At 54.9% G+C, this 17,909-nt stretch carries 14 protein-coding genes; 3 read left to right on the plus strand and 11 right to left on the minus strand.

Annotated elements, in window-relative coordinates; all coding sequences use genetic code 11:
- Positions 1-284: 284 nt before the first annotated feature.
- From WCS52_02600 to WCS52_02630, 7 genes are all read right to left on the minus strand, one after another.
- Positions 285-1,241 (minus strand): GNAT family N-acetyltransferase, encoded by a 957-nt coding sequence (locus tag WCS52_02600; protein ID MEI6166061.1) that lies wholly within the window; start codon positions 1,239-1,241, stop codon positions 285-287.
- A gap of 55 nt (positions 1,242-1,296) precedes the next feature.
- Positions 1,297-2,478 (minus strand): DegT/DnrJ/EryC1/StrS family aminotransferase, encoded by a 1,182-nt coding sequence (locus tag WCS52_02605; GenBank protein MEI6166062.1) that lies wholly within the window; start codon positions 2,476-2,478, stop codon positions 1,297-1,299.
- A 3-nt stretch (positions 2,479-2,481) separates the two neighbouring features.
- Entirely contained in the window at positions 2,482-2,991 is a 510-nt protein-coding gene (locus WCS52_02610) for an acyltransferase (GenBank protein ID MEI6166063.1), read from the minus strand.
- Positions 2,988-4,046, minus strand: a complete 1,059-nt coding sequence (locus WCS52_02615) for a Gfo/Idh/MocA family oxidoreductase (GenBank protein MEI6166064.1) — start codon at positions 4,044-4,046, stop codon at positions 2,988-2,990. Before WCS52_02615 ends, WCS52_02610 begins: the two co-directional genes overlap by 4 nt.
- Entirely contained in the window at positions 4,030-5,097 is a 1,068-nt protein-coding gene (locus tag WCS52_02620; protein MEI6166065.1) for a sugar transferase, read from the minus strand. The genes WCS52_02615 and WCS52_02620 overlap by 17 nt, the downstream gene beginning before the upstream one ends.
- A 38-nt stretch (positions 5,098-5,135) precedes the next feature.
- Positions 5,136-5,762: a polysaccharide biosynthesis/export family protein gene (locus WCS52_02625; protein MEI6166066.1), complete on the minus strand. Its 627-nt coding sequence runs from the start codon at positions 5,760-5,762 to the stop codon at positions 5,136-5,138.
- Positions 5,763-6,042: 280 nt separating this feature from the next.
- Positions 6,043-9,267, minus strand: a complete 3,225-nt coding sequence (locus WCS52_02630) for a tetratricopeptide repeat protein (protein ID MEI6166067.1) — start codon at positions 9,265-9,267, stop codon at positions 6,043-6,045.
- Positions 9,268-9,593: 326 nt separating this feature from the next.
- Here WCS52_02630 and WCS52_02635 point away from each other — a divergent pair, with 326 nt between their 5' ends.
- Together WCS52_02635 and WCS52_02640 are read left to right on the plus strand one after the other, a co-directional pair.
- Positions 9,594-10,379 (plus strand): choice-of-anchor N protein, encoded by a 786-nt coding sequence (locus tag WCS52_02635; GenBank protein MEI6166068.1) that lies wholly within the window; start codon positions 9,594-9,596, stop codon positions 10,377-10,379.
- Positions 10,380-10,574: 195 nt separating this feature from the next.
- Positions 10,575-11,369, plus strand: coding sequence for a DUF1566 domain-containing protein (locus WCS52_02640; GenBank protein ID MEI6166069.1), 795 nt, complete (start codon positions 10,575-10,577; stop codon positions 11,367-11,369).
- A gap of 43 nt (positions 11,370-11,412) precedes the next feature.
- Here WCS52_02640 and prsR read toward each other — a convergent pair whose 3' ends face one another.
- The 4 genes from prsR to WCS52_02660 all read right to left on the minus strand — a co-directional run bounded on the left by prsR (position 11,413) and on the right by WCS52_02660 (position 16,567).
- Positions 11,413-12,792: a PEP-CTERM-box response regulator transcription factor gene (prsR, locus tag WCS52_02645; protein MEI6166070.1), complete on the minus strand. Its 1,380-nt coding sequence runs from the start codon at positions 12,790-12,792 to the stop codon at positions 11,413-11,415.
- Complete coding sequence (prsK, locus tag WCS52_02650; GenBank protein MEI6166071.1) at positions 12,764-14,902, minus strand: XrtA/PEP-CTERM system histidine kinase PrsK; 2,139 nt, start codon at positions 14,900-14,902, stop codon at positions 12,764-12,766. Before prsK ends, prsR begins: the two co-directional genes overlap by 29 nt.
- 198 nt (positions 14,903-15,100) lie before the next feature.
- Positions 15,101-15,829 (minus strand): VPDSG-CTERM sorting domain-containing protein, encoded by a 729-nt coding sequence (locus WCS52_02655; protein MEI6166072.1) that lies wholly within the window; start codon positions 15,827-15,829, stop codon positions 15,101-15,103.
- 168 nt (positions 15,830-15,997) lie between these two features.
- Entirely contained in the window at positions 15,998-16,567 is a 570-nt protein-coding gene (locus WCS52_02660) for a hypothetical protein (GenBank protein ID MEI6166073.1), read from the minus strand.
- A gap of 357 nt (positions 16,568-16,924) precedes the next feature.
- On the opposite strand from WCS52_02660, the gene WCS52_02665 reads away from it, so the two are divergent.
- Complete coding sequence (locus WCS52_02665) at positions 16,925-17,623, plus strand: hypothetical protein (GenBank protein ID MEI6166074.1); 699 nt, start codon at positions 16,925-16,927, stop codon at positions 17,621-17,623.
- Positions 17,624-17,909: the final 286 nt, after the last annotated feature.

The raw sequence follows: 17,909 nt of genomic DNA on the forward strand, positions 1-17,909 counted from the left end.
TTGATCCCGGCTTTCCAGGATCGCGATTTCAGAATTAATGACATTGACGCCCGGAGCGACGACGCTGCTTCCTGAGCCTGATGCGAGAGGGACTGCTTCACTCACGTAACGGATAAGCAATTTTGCCTCAGAGGGGAAGGTGGTTGGGGTTAGCTGAAACAGGGTAATGGCAATGGCTAATCCCGTCAGAAAACATGCTGAAATCAGCCATTTATTGAAATGGATGACGGAGCAGATATGCTCGATGGTGTCAGGGGTGAGCAATGAACTGTCAGTTTGTTTTGTCATGATCGATGAGGGTAGAGCAGTTTGCCGATAAGTTGAACGAGCGGGATCGGGCTATTCCGGACAATACGATGTGGCCATTGGGGGGGATTTCCCGGTTTCGTCAGGAAGGTTCCTAGCCGGTAATCATATCTGAAATAATCCAGCGAACTTTCTCGGCATCCCCACCCAAGTTTGAAACGGCGTAGTCCTTCATTTGCCAGGTCGGTGCGTCCCAGTGAGAATTGCGTAAACCCGTTTTGTGCACATCGGGAGATGGCCTCCCACATAAGTGCGTTATTCCCGCGGAAGGGGAGGAGGTGCGGGTCAGAAGCGCCGTATTTATACAGCGCCGAATGGCCGAAATAGAGATAGAGTGCGGTTGCAAGAGGAACTCCTTTCTGATGTGCGATTCCAATTTCTCCAAGTCCTGAGGCGATGACATTCCTGTAAAGGTTATTGAAAAACATCCAAGGCTGAGGGGGAATGCCCTGGTTTCTCCGGGTTAAAGAGTGAAGGTCATAAAATATCCGCAGGTCACTCAGGTCTCTGGTGAATCTCACCTCCACCCCGGCCTTCTGCGCTTTACGTAGGGCCGTGCGAACTTCGGGGGTCAAGCCGTTCCACAGCGCGCCGGGCAACGGGGTGAGAGGGAGTTCATGTTGCCATACACGTTCAAATGCCGGAGCGGATGCCTGCCAATGCATTTCATTGCGTGTTTCCAGATATTGCCAGCCCCGTCGTCTGCCCTCATCATAAAGCTGGATAAAAACCGATTCCTGATCTTTTTCGGGGAGGATCCATTGGCAGTAATCAGAAAACGGGAGGGAGACACCCCGTCGGGCCGTCGCCCAGCTTTGCGCCTGCATCAGGGGAATGAGCACATCAAACAATTGGTCACAGGTTCGTGTAAAACAGACTGGCGCGAACCCATAGCTCTCCACGAGGGTTTTAATCCAGGCCCTGCTGTGAAACACACATGTGCTTCCGCTGGACAATACGCGCTCATCCCAAGCCAGTTCATTCAGGGGATTAAGCGGCTTTAAAGGGGTTAGGCTCACGGTGGATTAAGGAGGGAGTGGATTCATACAGAAGTAACGGGTTCCGGGTTGCCGCCCATTCCGTTACCCCATTCGCCACCCGGGAAATCTGATCGTGAGTTAACTCCGGATACATGGGCAGGGAGAGTTGCTCGCGTGCACACCGTTCGGCAATCGGAAAACTTCCTTCACCCCAGCCCAGAAACCGGTAGGCTTCCTGCAGGTGGAGCGGGATGGGATAATGGATCCCGCAGGTCACTCCCTGTCGATCCATGTGCTGGATCAATTCGTCCCGGTGGCGTGTCCGGATCGTATAGATATGGTAGACATGTTTGGCATCGCTCGCCGCAACGGGGCGGATAATTCCCGGAATGCCGGCAAACAAGGATTCATAATGCTCGGCATGTTGCCGTCGTTTTTCATTGGCCGTCTTGAGGTGCTTGAGTTTGACGCTGAGGATCGCGCCCTGGATCCCGTCCATGCGGCAGTTCCAGCCAATGATGCTGTGGATGTATTTCTGAGGCTGGCCATGCTCACGAAGCAACCGTATCCGCTGGGCGAGGGTGGGGTCATTGGTTACGACCGCTCCTGCTTCCCCGTAGGCTCCCAGGTTTTTTCCAGGATAGAAGCTGAAGCAGCCGGCATTCCCGATAGAACCGGCCGGGCGCCCCCGGTATTCCGCGCCATGCGCCTGGGAGGCATCTTCAACGACCCACAGCCCATGTCGCCGGGCAATGGCCATGATGGAGTCCATATCCGCCATCTGGCCGTATAAATGAACAGGAATAATCGCCTTGGTTTTGGAGGTGATCGCCGCTTCAATACGGGTTGGATCCATCAGGTAGGTTTGTTCATTGATGTCAATAAACACGGGACGCGCCCCGCACAGGCTGAGGGCTTCCGCGGTGGCCATAAAGGTGTTGGGGACGGTGATCACTTCGTCATCAGGCTTGATGCCGAGGGCCAGCAACGCCAGCCATAGTGCATCCGTCCCGTTTCCCACCCCTACGGCTTCAGCGCAATGACAGAATGCCGCAAATTCTTCTTCAAACGTTTTAACGAAGGGGCCGCTGGCAAATGCCGCGCTATTCAGCACCTCCTGTATGGCGGGATTAATCTCATCGCGTAATTGTGCGTATTGAGCCTTCAGGTCAAGAAACGGAATCTTATCCATAGTTTATGCCTCCATTTGTTTAAGAATATGAGCAGGATTGCCCGCCACGATCGTGTTAGGTGGGACATCATGGGTCACCACGCTGCCGGCGCCCACCAGGGCATTCTCTCCAATGGTAATGCCGCAGAGCAAGGTGGCGCTTGAACCAATCGATGCGCCTTTCTTGACCAGCGTAGGCGAACAAACCCAGTCTTTCTCGGACTGCAGGACTCCACTGCTATTGGTGGAGCGGGGCAGCCGGTCATTAATAAACGTGACATTATGTCCGATGAAGACGTTGTCTTCGATGGTCACTCCTTCGCACACAAACGTATGACTCGAAATCTTGCAGGCTTTCCCGATGCGGACCCCTTTTTGAATTTCCACAAAGGCACCGATTCGGGATCCATCCCCAATCTCGCAACCATAGAGATTGGTGAAATTCCGGATAAGAACATCCTTCCCCAGCTTTACATCTGGCGCAATGCAGCGAAGTGGCGCCGGCTCCGCTCTGGATTCTGATTTATCTTTCACCCCTGAAACTCCGAGAATGTGGTTGAGGCAAGGTCCGCGGGGAGGTTGATCCGCTCCCCGCCACGTTTGATTGATTCGCTGGCTGATTCAAGAATCGCAACTACCTGGAGCCCCTGATACCCATTTGAAAACGGGGACTTTCGGTTTTGGATGCAGTCGAGGAAGTGCTGGCACTCTACCTTCAGCGGTTCTTCCTGTTTCAAATGAGGCGCCACCATATCTCCGTAATGATACGAATATTGGAATTCGCCGAAGGTGTCATAGTGGGGAGGCGCGTCAACATGCTGGTCATAAATGCGGATCTTTTGCAGCGGTTCCAGATCGTCGTAGACCAGCATTTTCTTGGTGCCGACAATGGTCATTTCGCGCACCTTGCGTGGATCCAGCCAGCTGCTATGTACCATTGCAAACCCGGCCTTATCGAAAAACAGTGTGAGGTTGGCAATGTCCTCGGTAGCCTGGTTGAGATTGCCTTTTCCGTGGCAATTGACGGCGGAGGGCCATTTATTCATGAGATAGGCAATGATGGAGAGGTCGTGGGGGGCCAGATCCCAGACGACGTTGATGTCTTTTTGGAAGAGGCCAAGGTTGAGCCGGCGCGAGCTGATGTAGCAAAGATCGCCAAGTTCCTGGGAATCGACGATCTCCTTGATTTTCCGGACAGGCGATGAATACAGGAAGGTGTGGCCGATCATGAGGGTGAGATCCCGCTGTTTTGCAATAGCGCAGAGACTGCGGCATTCGGCGACCGAGCTTGCCATGGGCTTTTCGATAAACGTGTGTTTCCCTGCTTCCAGTGCGGTTTTGGCAAGGGAGTAGTGCAAGTGAACAGGCGTGGCAATGGCGAGCGCCTCGACATCACCGTCTTTTAACATCAGGTTGAAGTCAGAATAGGTCTCAATGTCGGGATACAGGTCGTGAAGATGGGCCAACCGCTTGGGATTAGGGTCACAGACCAGCTTGACATTACATCCCTTGAGGCTTTTGAAATTCCTGACCAGATTGGGCCCCCAGTATCCATATCCGACAATGCCAATATTAATGGGCCGACTCATAGGCTTGCTCCTTTAGTGGGGGATTGAAGGTGTCGATGAGTTGCTCAAGCAGCACCAGGGGTGTTCTGGCCATGATCATCAGGTCGAACAGGAATGACCGTCGTCGTTCATAGGCCACATCCAGCCGTATCATTTCGGCAAAGGAGGTTTTGTTTTTGCCGCTAACCTGCCAGAGCCCCGTCAGGCCTGGAAATGATTCGAAGCGACGTTTGTGCCACCGCAGAAATGTTTCATATTCATAATCGAGGCAGGGGCGCGGCCCGACTAGACTCATATCGCCTTTCAGCACATTGAAGAGTTGAGGTAGTTCATCCAGGGCACTGGCGCGCATCAGGCGACCTAATGGAATGATCCGGGGGTCATGTGCCTCATCGAGCTTCTTCAAGGGAATGCCCGAATAAATGAGCTCTTTAAGATAGGCCCGGTGACTGGCGGTGGAGGCATTTACTTTCATGGACCGGAACTTCAGGCACATGAACCGGCGGCCAAGATACCCGATTCGCTCTTGCTGGAAAAAAACAGGGCCGGGTGCCACCAGGACAATGCCTAGAGAAATCAGGATCAAAAGAGGGGATAAACAAAGCAGGATAGTGGCCGACGCAATAATGTCAGTCATTCGTTTCCACGTGGGAAAAGGCGGGGCCAAGGCCTCCGTCATTTCGGGGTTCTCGGGGTAACAGAAGATTTTCCACGCAAATGGCGGATGTTCCTGCGTGAGACGCATCGTGAGCGTCTTGGCGAGAACCTCAGCCCCCTCATAAGTGGTGTCACGGAGCAGAATGCCCAGTTCATTGGGTGCCATCCAGCCAATGTCGTCGGTATCCCGGATTCGCCCTTTCAGGGTGTCGATCAGTTTGGCCAAATCGGAAGGGGAGGTCATGTCTGTGTTATAGATCAGCACGGATAACCGCCGTCCAGTCCGGTCTGCCAAATGACGTTCCTTCTGGATCATGGCTCTGAACTGGTCCACAGGGGCGGCCGCATCGAGCGCGGTGGGGTCTAGCAATTCAGAGAGGTTGAAGTGTGATTTTATAAAATGTGTCAGGCTCATATAGCCTCCCTTCCCGTGGTCGGTTTTTGATAAAAGCGTCAAAATGATTTTCGAGGCACATAAACAATGTCAAGAGGTTGCAGATAAAAAGGGGTGTGGTCTTTCCCCTTGAGGGCTCCGGCAAAGTTGAGGTGATACCCTTTGCTCAGATTGCCTTCCTGGCGGATGACCACGACATCCCGGACCTCGGCCCAGGTCTCGTCGAACCCGCCCATGGCCATGATCGCCTGCAACGCGGTAAACTGTTTCTGGAATTCCACCCGGCCGGGTTGTTTGACCATGCCGGTGACAAAGACGGGGGCCTGAGTTCTGACGATGACCGTAATCTCCTTGGTTTGAATTCTCGATTCATAGCGGGTCAACAGATCGTTCCGCAGTTCCGTGGGAGTCAGGCCTTCCGCCTTCACGTCGCCGATCAGACCCAGTGAGATGCAGCCATCGCGGCGGATTTTCTGAATGGTGTTGAGGTCGGGAGCCCCGAGAAAACGGATTTCCAGTTCATCCGAGGGGACCAGATTCATGGTGACCACAGGTCCAGGTTCTTTAGGCCCGTTAGGAGAGGGATAGGAAAAGCATCCGGTGAGCAACATCGCGCCGGTCTGGATGGACAGTCCGAGCACGGCCAGACGAAGACACTTTGTAAGCTGGAAACGAGGCATCTTCATGAGGATCATTTCTCCTGACGTTGAGTTGAATTAAGCACAGCTCCGCCCCATCAATTATGCTGCTTTCTAAAATCGTTAAGACCTGATTCATTCCACTGGACGCATCCTATTCCTTGGGGGGGAATCACGCCTATCGGGGATATCCGTAAAAAAAACTACGAAAAACCTGATAGGGGGGGGCGTTTAGAGTTCCGGGTTGAAAGTTCCGAGTTTCGAGTCAAGACCAGACGAAGGCCTTAACTTTGAATTCGGAACTTTGAACTCCGTTGCGAGGGGGGACTTATCGGGCGAGTTCGTTCAGGGAGTGCCGCGCAACATCCGCTGAAGCTGATACCGGAGCAACTTCGATTACCTGTTTCAGAGCCTTTCGGGCGGCATCTGTTTCTCGTAATTTCATACGGGCTTGGCCCAGGCCGAGGAGCGCCTCGGGGTCTCGGGGGGTCCGGGTAATGACCTCCTGGAAAAGGGCAGCCGCATATTCGTTCTGGTCTTTGGCAAGAGAGAGCCCCCCCAGAAGTTTCGCGGCGGGGACATTGTCGGGCAGTTGTACTCGTGCCTTTTGTGCCGCCTCAAGTGCTTTTTCAGATTCCCCTGAGGCCGCATAGAGAGAAGCCACCGCGAGAAGGGCCGGAGCGAAATCACTTTGGATCGCGAGGAGAGTTTCGTAACAGTGTTTAGCCTCTGCGGTGTGTCCCAGCGTACACTGCGCCCGGCCAGCCAGCATGAACGCAGGGAAATTGGCCGGATCCCGGGCCAGCACCTGTGTGGCCAGGTCGAGCCCGGACTGAGGGGACCTGGAGCTCGCATCAGGATTCGTGAGTTTAAGAAATTCTGTTGCATCGGAGGCTTCTTCAAACGGCTGCTTCATGGCAAGTGCTTGACGTGCCAATGCGATGGAGTCCTGCTCCTGGCCTGTTCTGTACTTGGCCAAAGCGAGGTGGTAAAGAAGTTGAGGATTGCGGGCATCTGCGCCAGCGGCGCCAAGAAGCAGGCTGAGCGCCCATTTGTACTGGTTCTTCTGATAGGCAATCCATCCCAGAAGGTGGGCCGCTTCAGGGTCGTCCGGGGCACTTTCGTGGGCCTTGCAGGCGAGCGAAAAGGCTCGATCTTGCGAGGCGGCCTGCTGCAGGAGGATCGCTGCCAGTCTGAGCGAGGCGGGATAATAGGTCGGGCAGGTGGTGCCTACCTGTTCGTAAATCTTCACGGCGGAGGCACTGTCGCCCCTGGAAGCCTGGAGCGCCGCCAGGCGGGTTAGTGCCGAGGGGTTGTCGGGATCCTCTTTCAGGATCTCCCTGATGGTCCCCTGTAGCCTCTCGTCTGGAACCGGAGTGGGAGATTCGAGGAGGGTGAGTAGGCGTGACGCATGGGCTTTCTGCAAAAACTCTTTTTCGGTCATCATTGCAGCCCTGAGGGTGTCACGGGCCGCCGCCTCGCGGCCCATCGCCAGTTGAGTCCTGGCCAAATGGTAGAGGACTTCACCTTCGGTGGGCAAGGCCTCGGCGCTTTCCTGAAGGAGACTGGCGGCCCAGCGGGTGTCGCCACTGCGGAAAAGAATCCATCCCAGTGTATCGGCGGCATACGGGTCATGCGGAGCGATGTCTCTGGCGCGCATAGCGAGATTGCGCCCCTTTTCCAGCTGATTCAGGTTGTCGGCATACAGGCAGGCGAGATTATTAAGGGCCGGAATAAAGTCCGGACGAATCTTGATGAGCTCCTCGTAGAGGTCGGCCGCGGTCTGGAATTGAAATTGATGAGTCCGGAGGAGGGCGCTAAGCATCAGGCAGGCGGGATCATGCGGGGCTTTTTGAAGGGCCTCGGATAATCGACGGAGCGCTTCATCCTCGCGGCGGGATGACAGGTAGAGCCGACTCAAGGCCACATATGCGGAGATGGATTCGGGTTCAAACTCAATGGCCCGCCGGAATGCGGCCTCCGCTTGGTCGGGACTTCCCATGCTCAGGTAAATCTGACCTTGCAGATAACACAAGGGTCCTGATTCAGATGTCAGCTCAATCGCCCGATCAATGCGGGCCAGAGCTTGTGTACCCTGGTGCGCATTCAGGTCGATCGATACCAGCTGGGCCAGAGGGAGGGTAAAGCCGGGCGCCACTGTCGAGGCCTGGGTAAAGGAGCGGATGGCCGCTTCGCGATTTTTCTGTTTCAGGTGGATTAACCCCGTCAGATAGGGGGATTGGGGGCTTTTGGGATCAAGCTGCCCCAGTTTTGCATAATCAGTGAGCGCCAGGTCAAATTGCCCGAGTGACTGATGTGATGCCCCGAGCAATACATAGATGCGCCCCAAATCCGGGTGTTTCAGCAACAGATCGCTCAGAACCTGGATGGCGGAGGGGGCATCCCCGGTGCGTATGAAAAGATCTGCAAGCAACAACGTCGCATCACTGTAATCCGGCTTGAGCTGGAGTGCGGTGTGGAGCTCGGATATGGCCTTGTCTGGAGCACCCGTTTGGGCTAATGCCAGGGCGAGTTCATACCGGAGTGCTCCGGCATGCGGAAAAGCAACGACCATTTGTTTCAATTCGTTAAGTCCGGCCGCGGTCTTGCCGCCGGCCAGTTTTGATTGGGCTCGCAGGAGTCGCGCCTCGATATGATTCGGGAACTGACTGAGGATCCTGTCAGCGGCCTTTTCTGCCTCCGCGAATTGCCGCTGGCTCATCGCAATCTTTGTCAACTGGAGCAAGGCCAGCGGGGACCGCGAGGGCGTTGCCGCCATCGCTTCGAAGATCCGTTTCGCCTCCTCTGGTTTACCGGTCTGGAGTTCAAAGAGCGCCCATTTGATCGTTTCGGGTGAGTGTATTCCGGCAAGATCAGCCGCTTTCCGGTAGTTTCGTTCAGCCTGCTCCCTATCGCCTTTCAGCTGGTGCAGCATGGCCAACCCCAGATAGCCGCGGGCAAAAGCAGAATCAATGTCCAAGGCCATATGAAAGCTAGCCTCGGCGGATTTTACATCTCCTAGCCGCAATGACAGGAGCCCTTCAGCCGCATAATAGTCGGCGTTGGTGCTGAATCGATCTTTGGCCGCTGCGACCAGGCGCAGTGCGTCTTCAGCCTCAGTCCGGGAGTGAGCCGTTTCAGCCACAATGGTCAGCATTTCGAGCGGGCGTGTTCCTTTTGAAAACGCGGCAAGCGCCAGTTCCCGCGCTTTGGCAGGGGTCCCGTTTGCCTGGTACAAACGTGCTAAAATGGCTTTGATGTTAAAATCGTCAGGAGCGAGGCGCTCGGCCCTGAGCACCAAGGCAACGGCCTGCGGGGGGTTGTTGAGTTCCAAGCTGCACAGGCCCATTTGGCAAAGGGCGGCTATGTTTGTGTTATCCTGCTGCAGGACGTTCCCGTATTCGATGGACGCGTTCTGGTACTGCTTCAGCTCGAAATACCGGTCAGCACGTTTCATATGCCGGTCTTGGTAGTGCGCGTTCGAGCAGCCAGACGCCACAACCAGAATCAAGCCGTAACGGAGAAATATGCCCAACCATTTAGTGTGTGCCATAGATGCATCCTCCTTGGCCCTAATAACAGATCAAGAAAGAACGGCCAAGAGAAAAGACATCTGGCGTGATTAGTTAGCGATATATTTTAAGTGAGATGGACATAACACTACTGAGTGTCGGATTTCTTTACAAAACGGCCTTTACGGCAAATGCTTTTTGCGTTGCAAGGTGGGCTAGCCGGGCATTCCTGCATATACATCATGTTGCATCAGAGAGAGCTGCGATGGCTGGGGTGAGGTTGAAACAAGTTAGGCGCGGGATGGCATACCTCAAGCTGAATAACTAGATGACGTGAATGGGAATGTGTAGGGAAAGAAGGTGAAATATGAAAAGTTCAGGATTGTTAGACCGTAGCAGGTCCAGTATCAAGGTCGCGTTTATTGCGGCCGTCCTGCTCGGAGGGGTGTCGGCAATAGCCATTCCGACGCTTCAGTTGGATATCGGTGGGGGAACCTATGTGGATGGAACCACCATCGCCAATGCGAAAACATTTGATGTGTTCGCATTGTTGAACCCGGACAGTGATTCCAGCCTGTCGGGTCTGTATCGCATCTCGGCCGCTTTGTATCCCAAAACAGCCAATAGTTCACCGGCGCCGTCGGTGGGGACGTTCAGTTTCAACGGCGTGACGTACAATGTGGCTGCAGATATGGCCTGGGGCAGACCCCCGGATGCCTTACTGCCTGACACGACCGCGATTGGAAGCGAGCTCGCGCCCCATGGAATATTTGATACCTATTTCATGGAGTTTAATGTCGTGTTCGATGCGAATAAACAGTGCCTGGTCTATAATGTTCAGGACGTTCCCGGTGATCCCGTGGCAGCAGCTAACAGCGGCTTCTACTGGCAGAGTTTCGCTGTGGACGTCAACGGGTTGGATGCCGGGTACGGGATCCACTTCGACCTGTTCCAGGTAGCGGCCGGGACGGCCGGCGAGACTGGCGCGCGGGTCAAGGGAGATCAGATATTGACCACCGATATGGTTGAGTTTGCTCCCTTCTCGCATGATGCGGAGTCCTCGACGTCCGTTCCTGATGGTGCCTCGACCGTGACCTTGCTCGGCCTGGCACTGACCGGAATTGCGGCCATCACGCGTCGCATGAACGGTTGAAAAACAAACGTGCATCGTTTGTTTTTGAGCAGCACAACTCGTGCTGCTCTTTTTTTGCGTTGATCGTCAGGGATTTGGCAAGGTCCTTTCAGGGATTCCCTGACATACATAGGTCCTGGGATCTGGCAGGTTTCATACGGGTAAGGGGTGGGCGAAGGGATCGTGATGAATAGGTGTGTAAAAAGGAGTCCTCAGATGAATTATCGGGTAAAAATACTGCGGAGAGTGATGAGTGAGGTCATGGTCGTGGGGGTGTTGAGTGGTGTGATCCCGGCGCATGCACAATCCCCTGATATTATTGCGTTCACTGGAGCCGGGGAACTGACTTGGACCAACTGTCTCACGAATCTGTATTACGATGTGCAATGGGCGCCGGCCATCGACGGTTCCGGCAGTTGGCATTCCAGTTACGGGTCACTGGTTGCGGTCCAGTCAGCCAGCAACACCATCACCGTCCCTGTCCCGATGTTTTACCGGGTCGCGGTGAGTAGTAACCGGACTCACTTTGTCGCATCCGTACCGAAGACCGGGCAGACGACTTCGTATCAGAACGGCGATGACGGGTCAGTACAGGCGGGGATTGCATGGCCTGATCCCCGGTTTTCGGTTCTGTCAGATACCAATGTGGTTCTGGATAATCTGACGGGGTTGATCTGGGCGCGAAACGCCAACGTGGCAGGAATCTCAACGAATTGGGCAACGGCAGTCGATTACTGTAACAACTTGAATTACGGGGGCATCACCGGTTGGCGGCTGCCGAACCGGGCCGAATTAGCGAGTCTGGTTGATCAGGGGCAGGCCAATAGCTCGTTGACGCCAGGGCACCCGTTTGGCGGGATGGTGACAAACTTCTATTGGACCAGTACCACCTATGCGGGTGATCCGGTTTACGCCTGGGTGGTGTGGTTCGGGTCGGATGTGGCCGGCACGATCAGCCGCAGCAGCAAGAATAGTGCTTTGCCGCTGTGGCCGGTTTGTGGCGGGCAATAGGGCAACGCGACCGCTCACCTTTGAATGGTTAATAACGTCAAGGTTAAGCAGGTGAATCCTGCCCCTTCAAGTCGGCTTTCTTAATGCCCAGCTTTGCCATCAGTTCGTAAAGGGTTGGGCGGCTGACACCCAGTTCCTCGGCTGCCCGACTGATGGTTCCTGCATTGCGCTCGATGGATTTAAAGATCATTGCGCGTTCCAAGGTTTCCCGGGCTTCCTTCAAGGATTTTCCGGATTTATCCGGTAAGGTGCCTGTGAGATCGAGATCTCCTAATGTGATCTGGTGGCCTTCGGTCATGATGACGGCGCGTTTAATCCGGTTTTCCAGTTCGCGGACATTTCCGGGCCAGGGATAAGAGCCCATCAAGCGGATCGCTTCAGGACTGAATCCCGAAAGGGTCCGCTGGCTTTCCATTGCATGTTTTTGAAGCAGGGCTTTGGCGACGATGGGGATATCGCCGGATCTCTCCCGTAACGGCGGCATCCGGATGACGACCACGGCAAGCCGGTAATAGAGATCTTCCCTGAATCGCCCTGCCTGAATGGTGCTTTCCAGATTGTTATTGGTTGCCGCCAGGATTCGCGTATTGATTTCAATGGATCCCCGCCCCCCGACCCGTTCGATCATCCTGTCCTGCAAGAATCTGAGGAGTTTGATCTGGACCGAAGCCGGCAGATCCCCGATTTCATCAAGAAATAAGGTCCCGCCTTGGGCGGCTTCAAACCGTCCTTTGCATTGGGCATGAGCCCCTGTAAAGGACCCTTTCTCATGGCCAAACAATTCGCTCTCCAATAGATTTTCTGGAATCGCCGTACAGTTGATAGGTACGAACGGCCCGGCCGCTCTCGAGCTGAGCCGATGAATGGCCAGGGCGGTCATCTCCTTGCCGGTTCCGCTTTCGCCGAGAATCAATACTGGTGCTTCCGTAGTAGAGACCTTCCTGATCATCCGAAAGACGTCTTGCATTTCTGGGCTCGAACCGATCATTCCTTCAAATCCGGTTTCAGTCACCCGTCGTTGCAGGGCATCGTGTTCCCGTTCAAGCTGGGCGACATACCTGGCCCGCTTCAAGATGATTCTCAACTCGTCCATATCAACCGGTTTTGTCAGGAAATCATACGCCCCGTCACTGATGGCCTTCATGGCCATGCTGCGTTCTCCTTGGCCTGTAATCACGATCACTTTCAGGAAACGGTTTTGAGAAATCAGCGTGGCGAGGGTCAGCAAGCCCTCCGTTGGCTCATCCGGGGAAGGGGGTAGCCCCAGATCAAGTAAAACGAGTTCAGGGGCATGAACGGCCGCCCCGGCCAGCGCTTCCTCACGGCTGGCGGCGAGAGAGACCGTGTAGTGATCGGCCAGCGCCCATTTCATCTGGGTTCGGATCTCATCCTCATCATCGACGACAAGAAGTTGCGGATTCATGTATGCCTCCTTTAACAGGTAACCAGACCCTGAATTGACTGCCTTTTTCCGGTTCGCTCTCGACCTCGATCCGGCCGCCATGGGACTCCACAATCACCTTGGCGTGAAACAGGCCGATCCCCAAACCTTGAGGCTTGGATGTTTTGAACGGGTGGAATAATGACCGGCGCAGGAAATCGACTGACATCCCAATGCCGCTATCCGCCACCGTCAGCAGCACCCAGGGCTCTTGAAGCTCCGTTTCGATGTCCAGGGAACCTCCTTGTGGCATCGCTTCACAGGCATTGAGCAGCAGGTTTAACAACACTTTCTTGATTTGCTCGCCATCCAGGGGAATGATCGGTAATGGGCGCAACTTAGGGTGGACTTCAATTCCTGCTGGAACCGTCATTTCAGCCAAGGTTGCCGTTACGGCCGTATTCAAGTCCGCAGGAGTCGGGGTGATGGCCATGCCTTGCCGGAAGAGTGCCAACTTGGCGATGATGGCATTGATCCGGTCCACGCTTTTTGCGACGGCACGCAACGCATCGTGGCGGAAGGCCGGGTCATCAAAATGAGTGGGCAGATTTTGCAGCATGAGAGACAACGTTGACGCGGTATTCTTGAGGTCATGCACAAAAAATGCGGACATGGCCTGGAAGGCTTCCATCTGTTTAGCCTGCAGGACTTGTTCAGACAGCCGGAACACGTACAGTCTTGCGGCCACATGCGCGGCAATGGTTCGGATCAGGTCCAGTTCTTCCGCGGTAAGAGGGAGGCGCTGAACCCTGTCCGTCATGACCATCATGCCCACCATATCCTGTCCTGCCAGTAACGGCAGGCAGAGTTGCGGCCCGCCCAAATGAAACGTGTCCGGGGAGAGGTGTTTGATCAGGTCGATCCAGTCACCGGTGGCTGACTCCAGGTCGATGAGATCGCCGTTGGCCCTCAAGCCGCGGGTCAGGCTATTGATGTTTGCACCGGTCGGCGTGATGGCCTGGGATTCCGGCCCTCTGGTCGACCCTCCAAAACTGAGCTTCGCTACCGATTCGTCGAGGAGCCAGATCGTCACGGACATGATTTCAAACGTTTCGGAGATCCAGTTCGCTGTTTCCTGGCAGAATGAGGGAGCCGTTTCGGCTTGCGAGGTTCGTCCGATCAGCGTCGCCCAGACTTGGCGATGGTCGTAGCGTGGCCGCAATAAATGACGACTCAGGAGAAGTTTGGCACGTTGCCGCAGGCGGTCGGAAAGCAGGGCAATTCCCAGCGCCACCAACGCGGTGAGCAACAGCAGGAACTTAAATGGCAGGAACGTGCAGTCATCGCCCCTATTGAAGAAGAGTTTGGCGGCCCCCCCGACGGCGACAAGATATCCCCCGACGACCAATATGGTCAGCGATCTGAAAATGAGATGGGTTGAGATGTAGAGATCCCCGTCGCCCAGGTGGGCGCGAAACAGCGAGGCGATCACCAGTACCCCCCCCGCGACCATGGCGGCCAGGTTGATCTCGCCTGAGAGGGGTGTGACTGCGCCGAGGATAATCGTCTGGGTGATGGTATAGATTTGTGCCGCCAGGACAACGCCTACGCCGAGAGTGACGAACTTGACCTTCCACCGCAGAGTTCCTATGGCGGCCTGCAGCGTTCGTTCCATATTCATGAGTGCGGCCACGGCCAGCAACAATTGTAGCGAAAGTATAAAACTGCCTGCTCGTCCCAGGCCCAGTCTCCACCCTGAGTCAACTTCCGACAGACGCAAAGTGGTGACGCAGTCATTCCACCCTGATACCGCAAGGCCGCCCAGAACCACCCCAATGACTGATAGCGGCCAGCGCCACCAGCGTAGGAACTCCCTGAAGTTAACCCGGGCATAAGCCAGGCTGAAGAGCGTCAGGCTGAGCAAAGCAACCGTCCTGGTCATCATTCCGGAACGTTGCCAGACGACTACTTGCAGGCAGTTTTGCGCGTGGAGGCTGAATCCAGTACACAGCGCATCGCCGGCAAGGGCTGCCATGGCTAGCACCAGCATGCGACTAGCGAAGGAGGCGGGTTCACGCAGCCACAGGCACGCGATGACGCCTCCTGTTGTGGCACAACCGAGGATGACCGGAAGTATGGTGTCAGTAATCATGACTGGATTTCACCATACGCCTCCTGACGCTTACGGCAATCAGGGATTCCCTGATTAGTCAGTTATGGATTCCCTGATCAACCTATCTGTAACGATATACAAAAAACAGCCACCCCGGCTCCTTACCCCGGGCTGATGAACCCGGTGGAGGGGAGCGGGGCGCTGTAGAAATACCCATCCAACTTGTTGTCTTAACCGTTACCGGCAGGCCTTGTGTTGTTGCTTGATTGTGAACAGGGCCATCATCGCTAGGCCAAGCAGGACGAGGGTGGTCCCCCCATCCGGCACGCCAACGGGCATCTCAGTCGTAATCTTCCCCCATAGCAACGTGCTGTTGACGTCTCCTTCGGAAGATCTGAACTGGCTGACGAGATTGTCGGGGTTTGAGCCGAATCCCAATAGCCTGAGCGTATAGGTTATCCCGCCGATCGTAATGGTTTCACTTGAGAATGATGACGGAAAACTGATGAAGTCATCATTGAGCGGATTATCGGTCGGCCAGTAGTTGTTTGCCGTCTCGTTGACGGCGAACGTGAACTGGAACATCCCGTTCAGTCCGGCCGGGTCCGAAAACGCCATGCTCAGCTGCAGATCCGCCGCCGAAGCCGCGTTATATACCGGGTAGTTGAAGTGCCGGAGCTGCCCGATTTCGAACGCCTGCTCAGTCGCGAAGGTCTGAGGCGTGCCCGCGCCCGTAAAGCCGAGTCCGCTTCGATCACAACTGAACCAGCCGGCCGGGTCGCCCCAGCGGACCTGATCCTCAGTCCCGTTGCCGTAGCCTATGCTGACGCTTTGCAAGACCGGGGTTGGATCGCCTACGACGTTCATCCAGTTCCCATCCACCGAGGTCATCGTGATCGACGACCCACTGTTGGCAAAAGCCAATGCGATTATACTTACTCCTAATGCGGTTACCCATGTTCTCATACCTACTGCGCTCCTTCCTTCATGTTTACTGAATAGTTCCTACCGCAATATCCATGCCAGATGTTCATCGGGGAAGAGCGGTCGCAGGCAGGCAGGGTACGGGATGCGGTATTATGGGAGGTTTCAGAGGAAATGATCATGTTGATGGGGCGGGGCATCCTTCAGTCATCAGGGCTCAACCTGTAAGCGATCCCGACGATCAAGGGCCGCAATCTTGTCACAACATGATTTCGTAATATGCATGAACTGCAAGCCTGCGGAGAGTTGCCCGTTGACGTGCAGGCGGATGACCTGGCAGTAAGCGCTCCAGGCAGGCAGAAGAGGGTGATCGATCTCCAAGAGGATCCGGAAGGATTCAGTCGGGATGCAATGGGCGTCGAACTGGATGTGTGAAAGCCCCGCTCCATCTAAACTGATGTTATCAACCATCGCACCACCCCGGGTATCTTCAAGCGGCTTATCGGTAACGTACAATTCGAGAGTGCAGGGGAGATGCACGGCATATCTCGGCCACCGCCGTCGGTGCTCGAAGAGGGCAATATCCCGATAGTGTGCGCCGGCATGGACATGGTCTTCGAAGAAATGGGTGATACTCTCGGTGGAGATCAGTCGCTCTCCGGTAATAGGGTGGGATTTGCCGCGGAGCGAGCCTTCGTCAAAACGACGGGCTACGGTTGATCGGGAAATCCCGAGCACCTTGGCCGCCTCGCCCGTTGACAAGTATTTACTGTCGCTCATGTGCGCTCCTTCACCAATGCCATCTTCCAACAGCCACACCTATAGCGTGAGGTGTGCCAGAGATAACGTCGCCCTCAAAAAGGCGGCATGGCATTCAAAATTCTGCGGTTTTGACGCGAAAATGTCGCGGAAATGGATTTTCTAAAGGTATGGCGTCGGTGGACTTTGTCGATTTCTTTTACAGAATCATGAAGACCTGGAAGAGGTTGCGACTTGACGACTAACATGCTTATCAATTGGTTATCAACGGCTTAGGTCGTGATTACTCTGGATGCAGGGAGGATGGCATACCCTGTGCTATTTACTGACACCGTGTAGAGCAAGTGACAAAACAACCTGATCGAAAGGAGAATGCGCATGAAATCGAGGTTAGCTAAATGGGTGAAGATGGCCACCGTATCGGGGCTGGTTCTGGGCGGTTGGACTCAAGGGTATGGTCTGATGATCCAGGACGGTGGCTTTGATAGCACCACCAGTATCTCCATCGGCGTGCCAGCGACAGGAAGCCAGGCGTGGTTTATCAAGGATGCGGATCGGAACCAATATGCCTCCTGGTCTATTGTAGATGGTTATGCGTTGGCGACTTCAGGGGCGAATGCCTCGGGAGGCAATGCCAATCACATCCAGGATTTGCGGCAGTACTATTTGGATGTGGATCCGAATACCTTATATACGCTCACCTTTGACTATCAGGCGATCGGCGCAGGGTTTAACGGACATACCGGGCGCCAGGAGTCGGATGGCTTTGTGGGTGACAGTGAGATTCAGCTGCAGGCCCTGGAATATTCCGGCGTGAATATGAGTGGGAGTCTGGTGGCAGTGAACGGGCTTGGGAACATTGGCACCCAGACAGCAGGCTGGACGCAGTACTCCGTTTCGTTCCTGACGGGGGCAAGTACTGAAAGCATCGGCCTCAAGGTGGGTGCTCTGTTCGGGGCGGGTTCCCAGGACAGTTTCCGGTTGGACAATGTGTCGGTTCCGGATGGTGGTATGACGCTGAGCTTACTCGGTATGGGTATGGTTGGCCTGGGCTTGCTTCGTCGCAAGCTGAGCTGATGAGATCACTCATGTCGGGTTGTTGCAAAGGTGGGCACCATGGTGCCCACCTTCTTTTTTTGAGGGAATAAGGCGGATAGAACACCGCCTCACCAGAACCCCCAAACGTCGGGAATCATTACAAGGTCTGTCCGCCAAGTCCTGGTCGCGATTATTCTTTCCGGGAAATACTTCAGATGTATCAGGCTGATAATCAAGGCGTTGCGACATGATTTATTTTCGGCGTCTGTAAGAGGGTATGGCGTGGCACGGATTGTGCAATGACGATTTGACGACTTGAAGATTT

The organism is bacterium (assembly GCA_037128595.1).
Classification (GTDB): domain Bacteria; phylum Verrucomicrobiota; class Kiritimatiellia; order CAIKKV01; family CAITUY01; genus JAABPW01.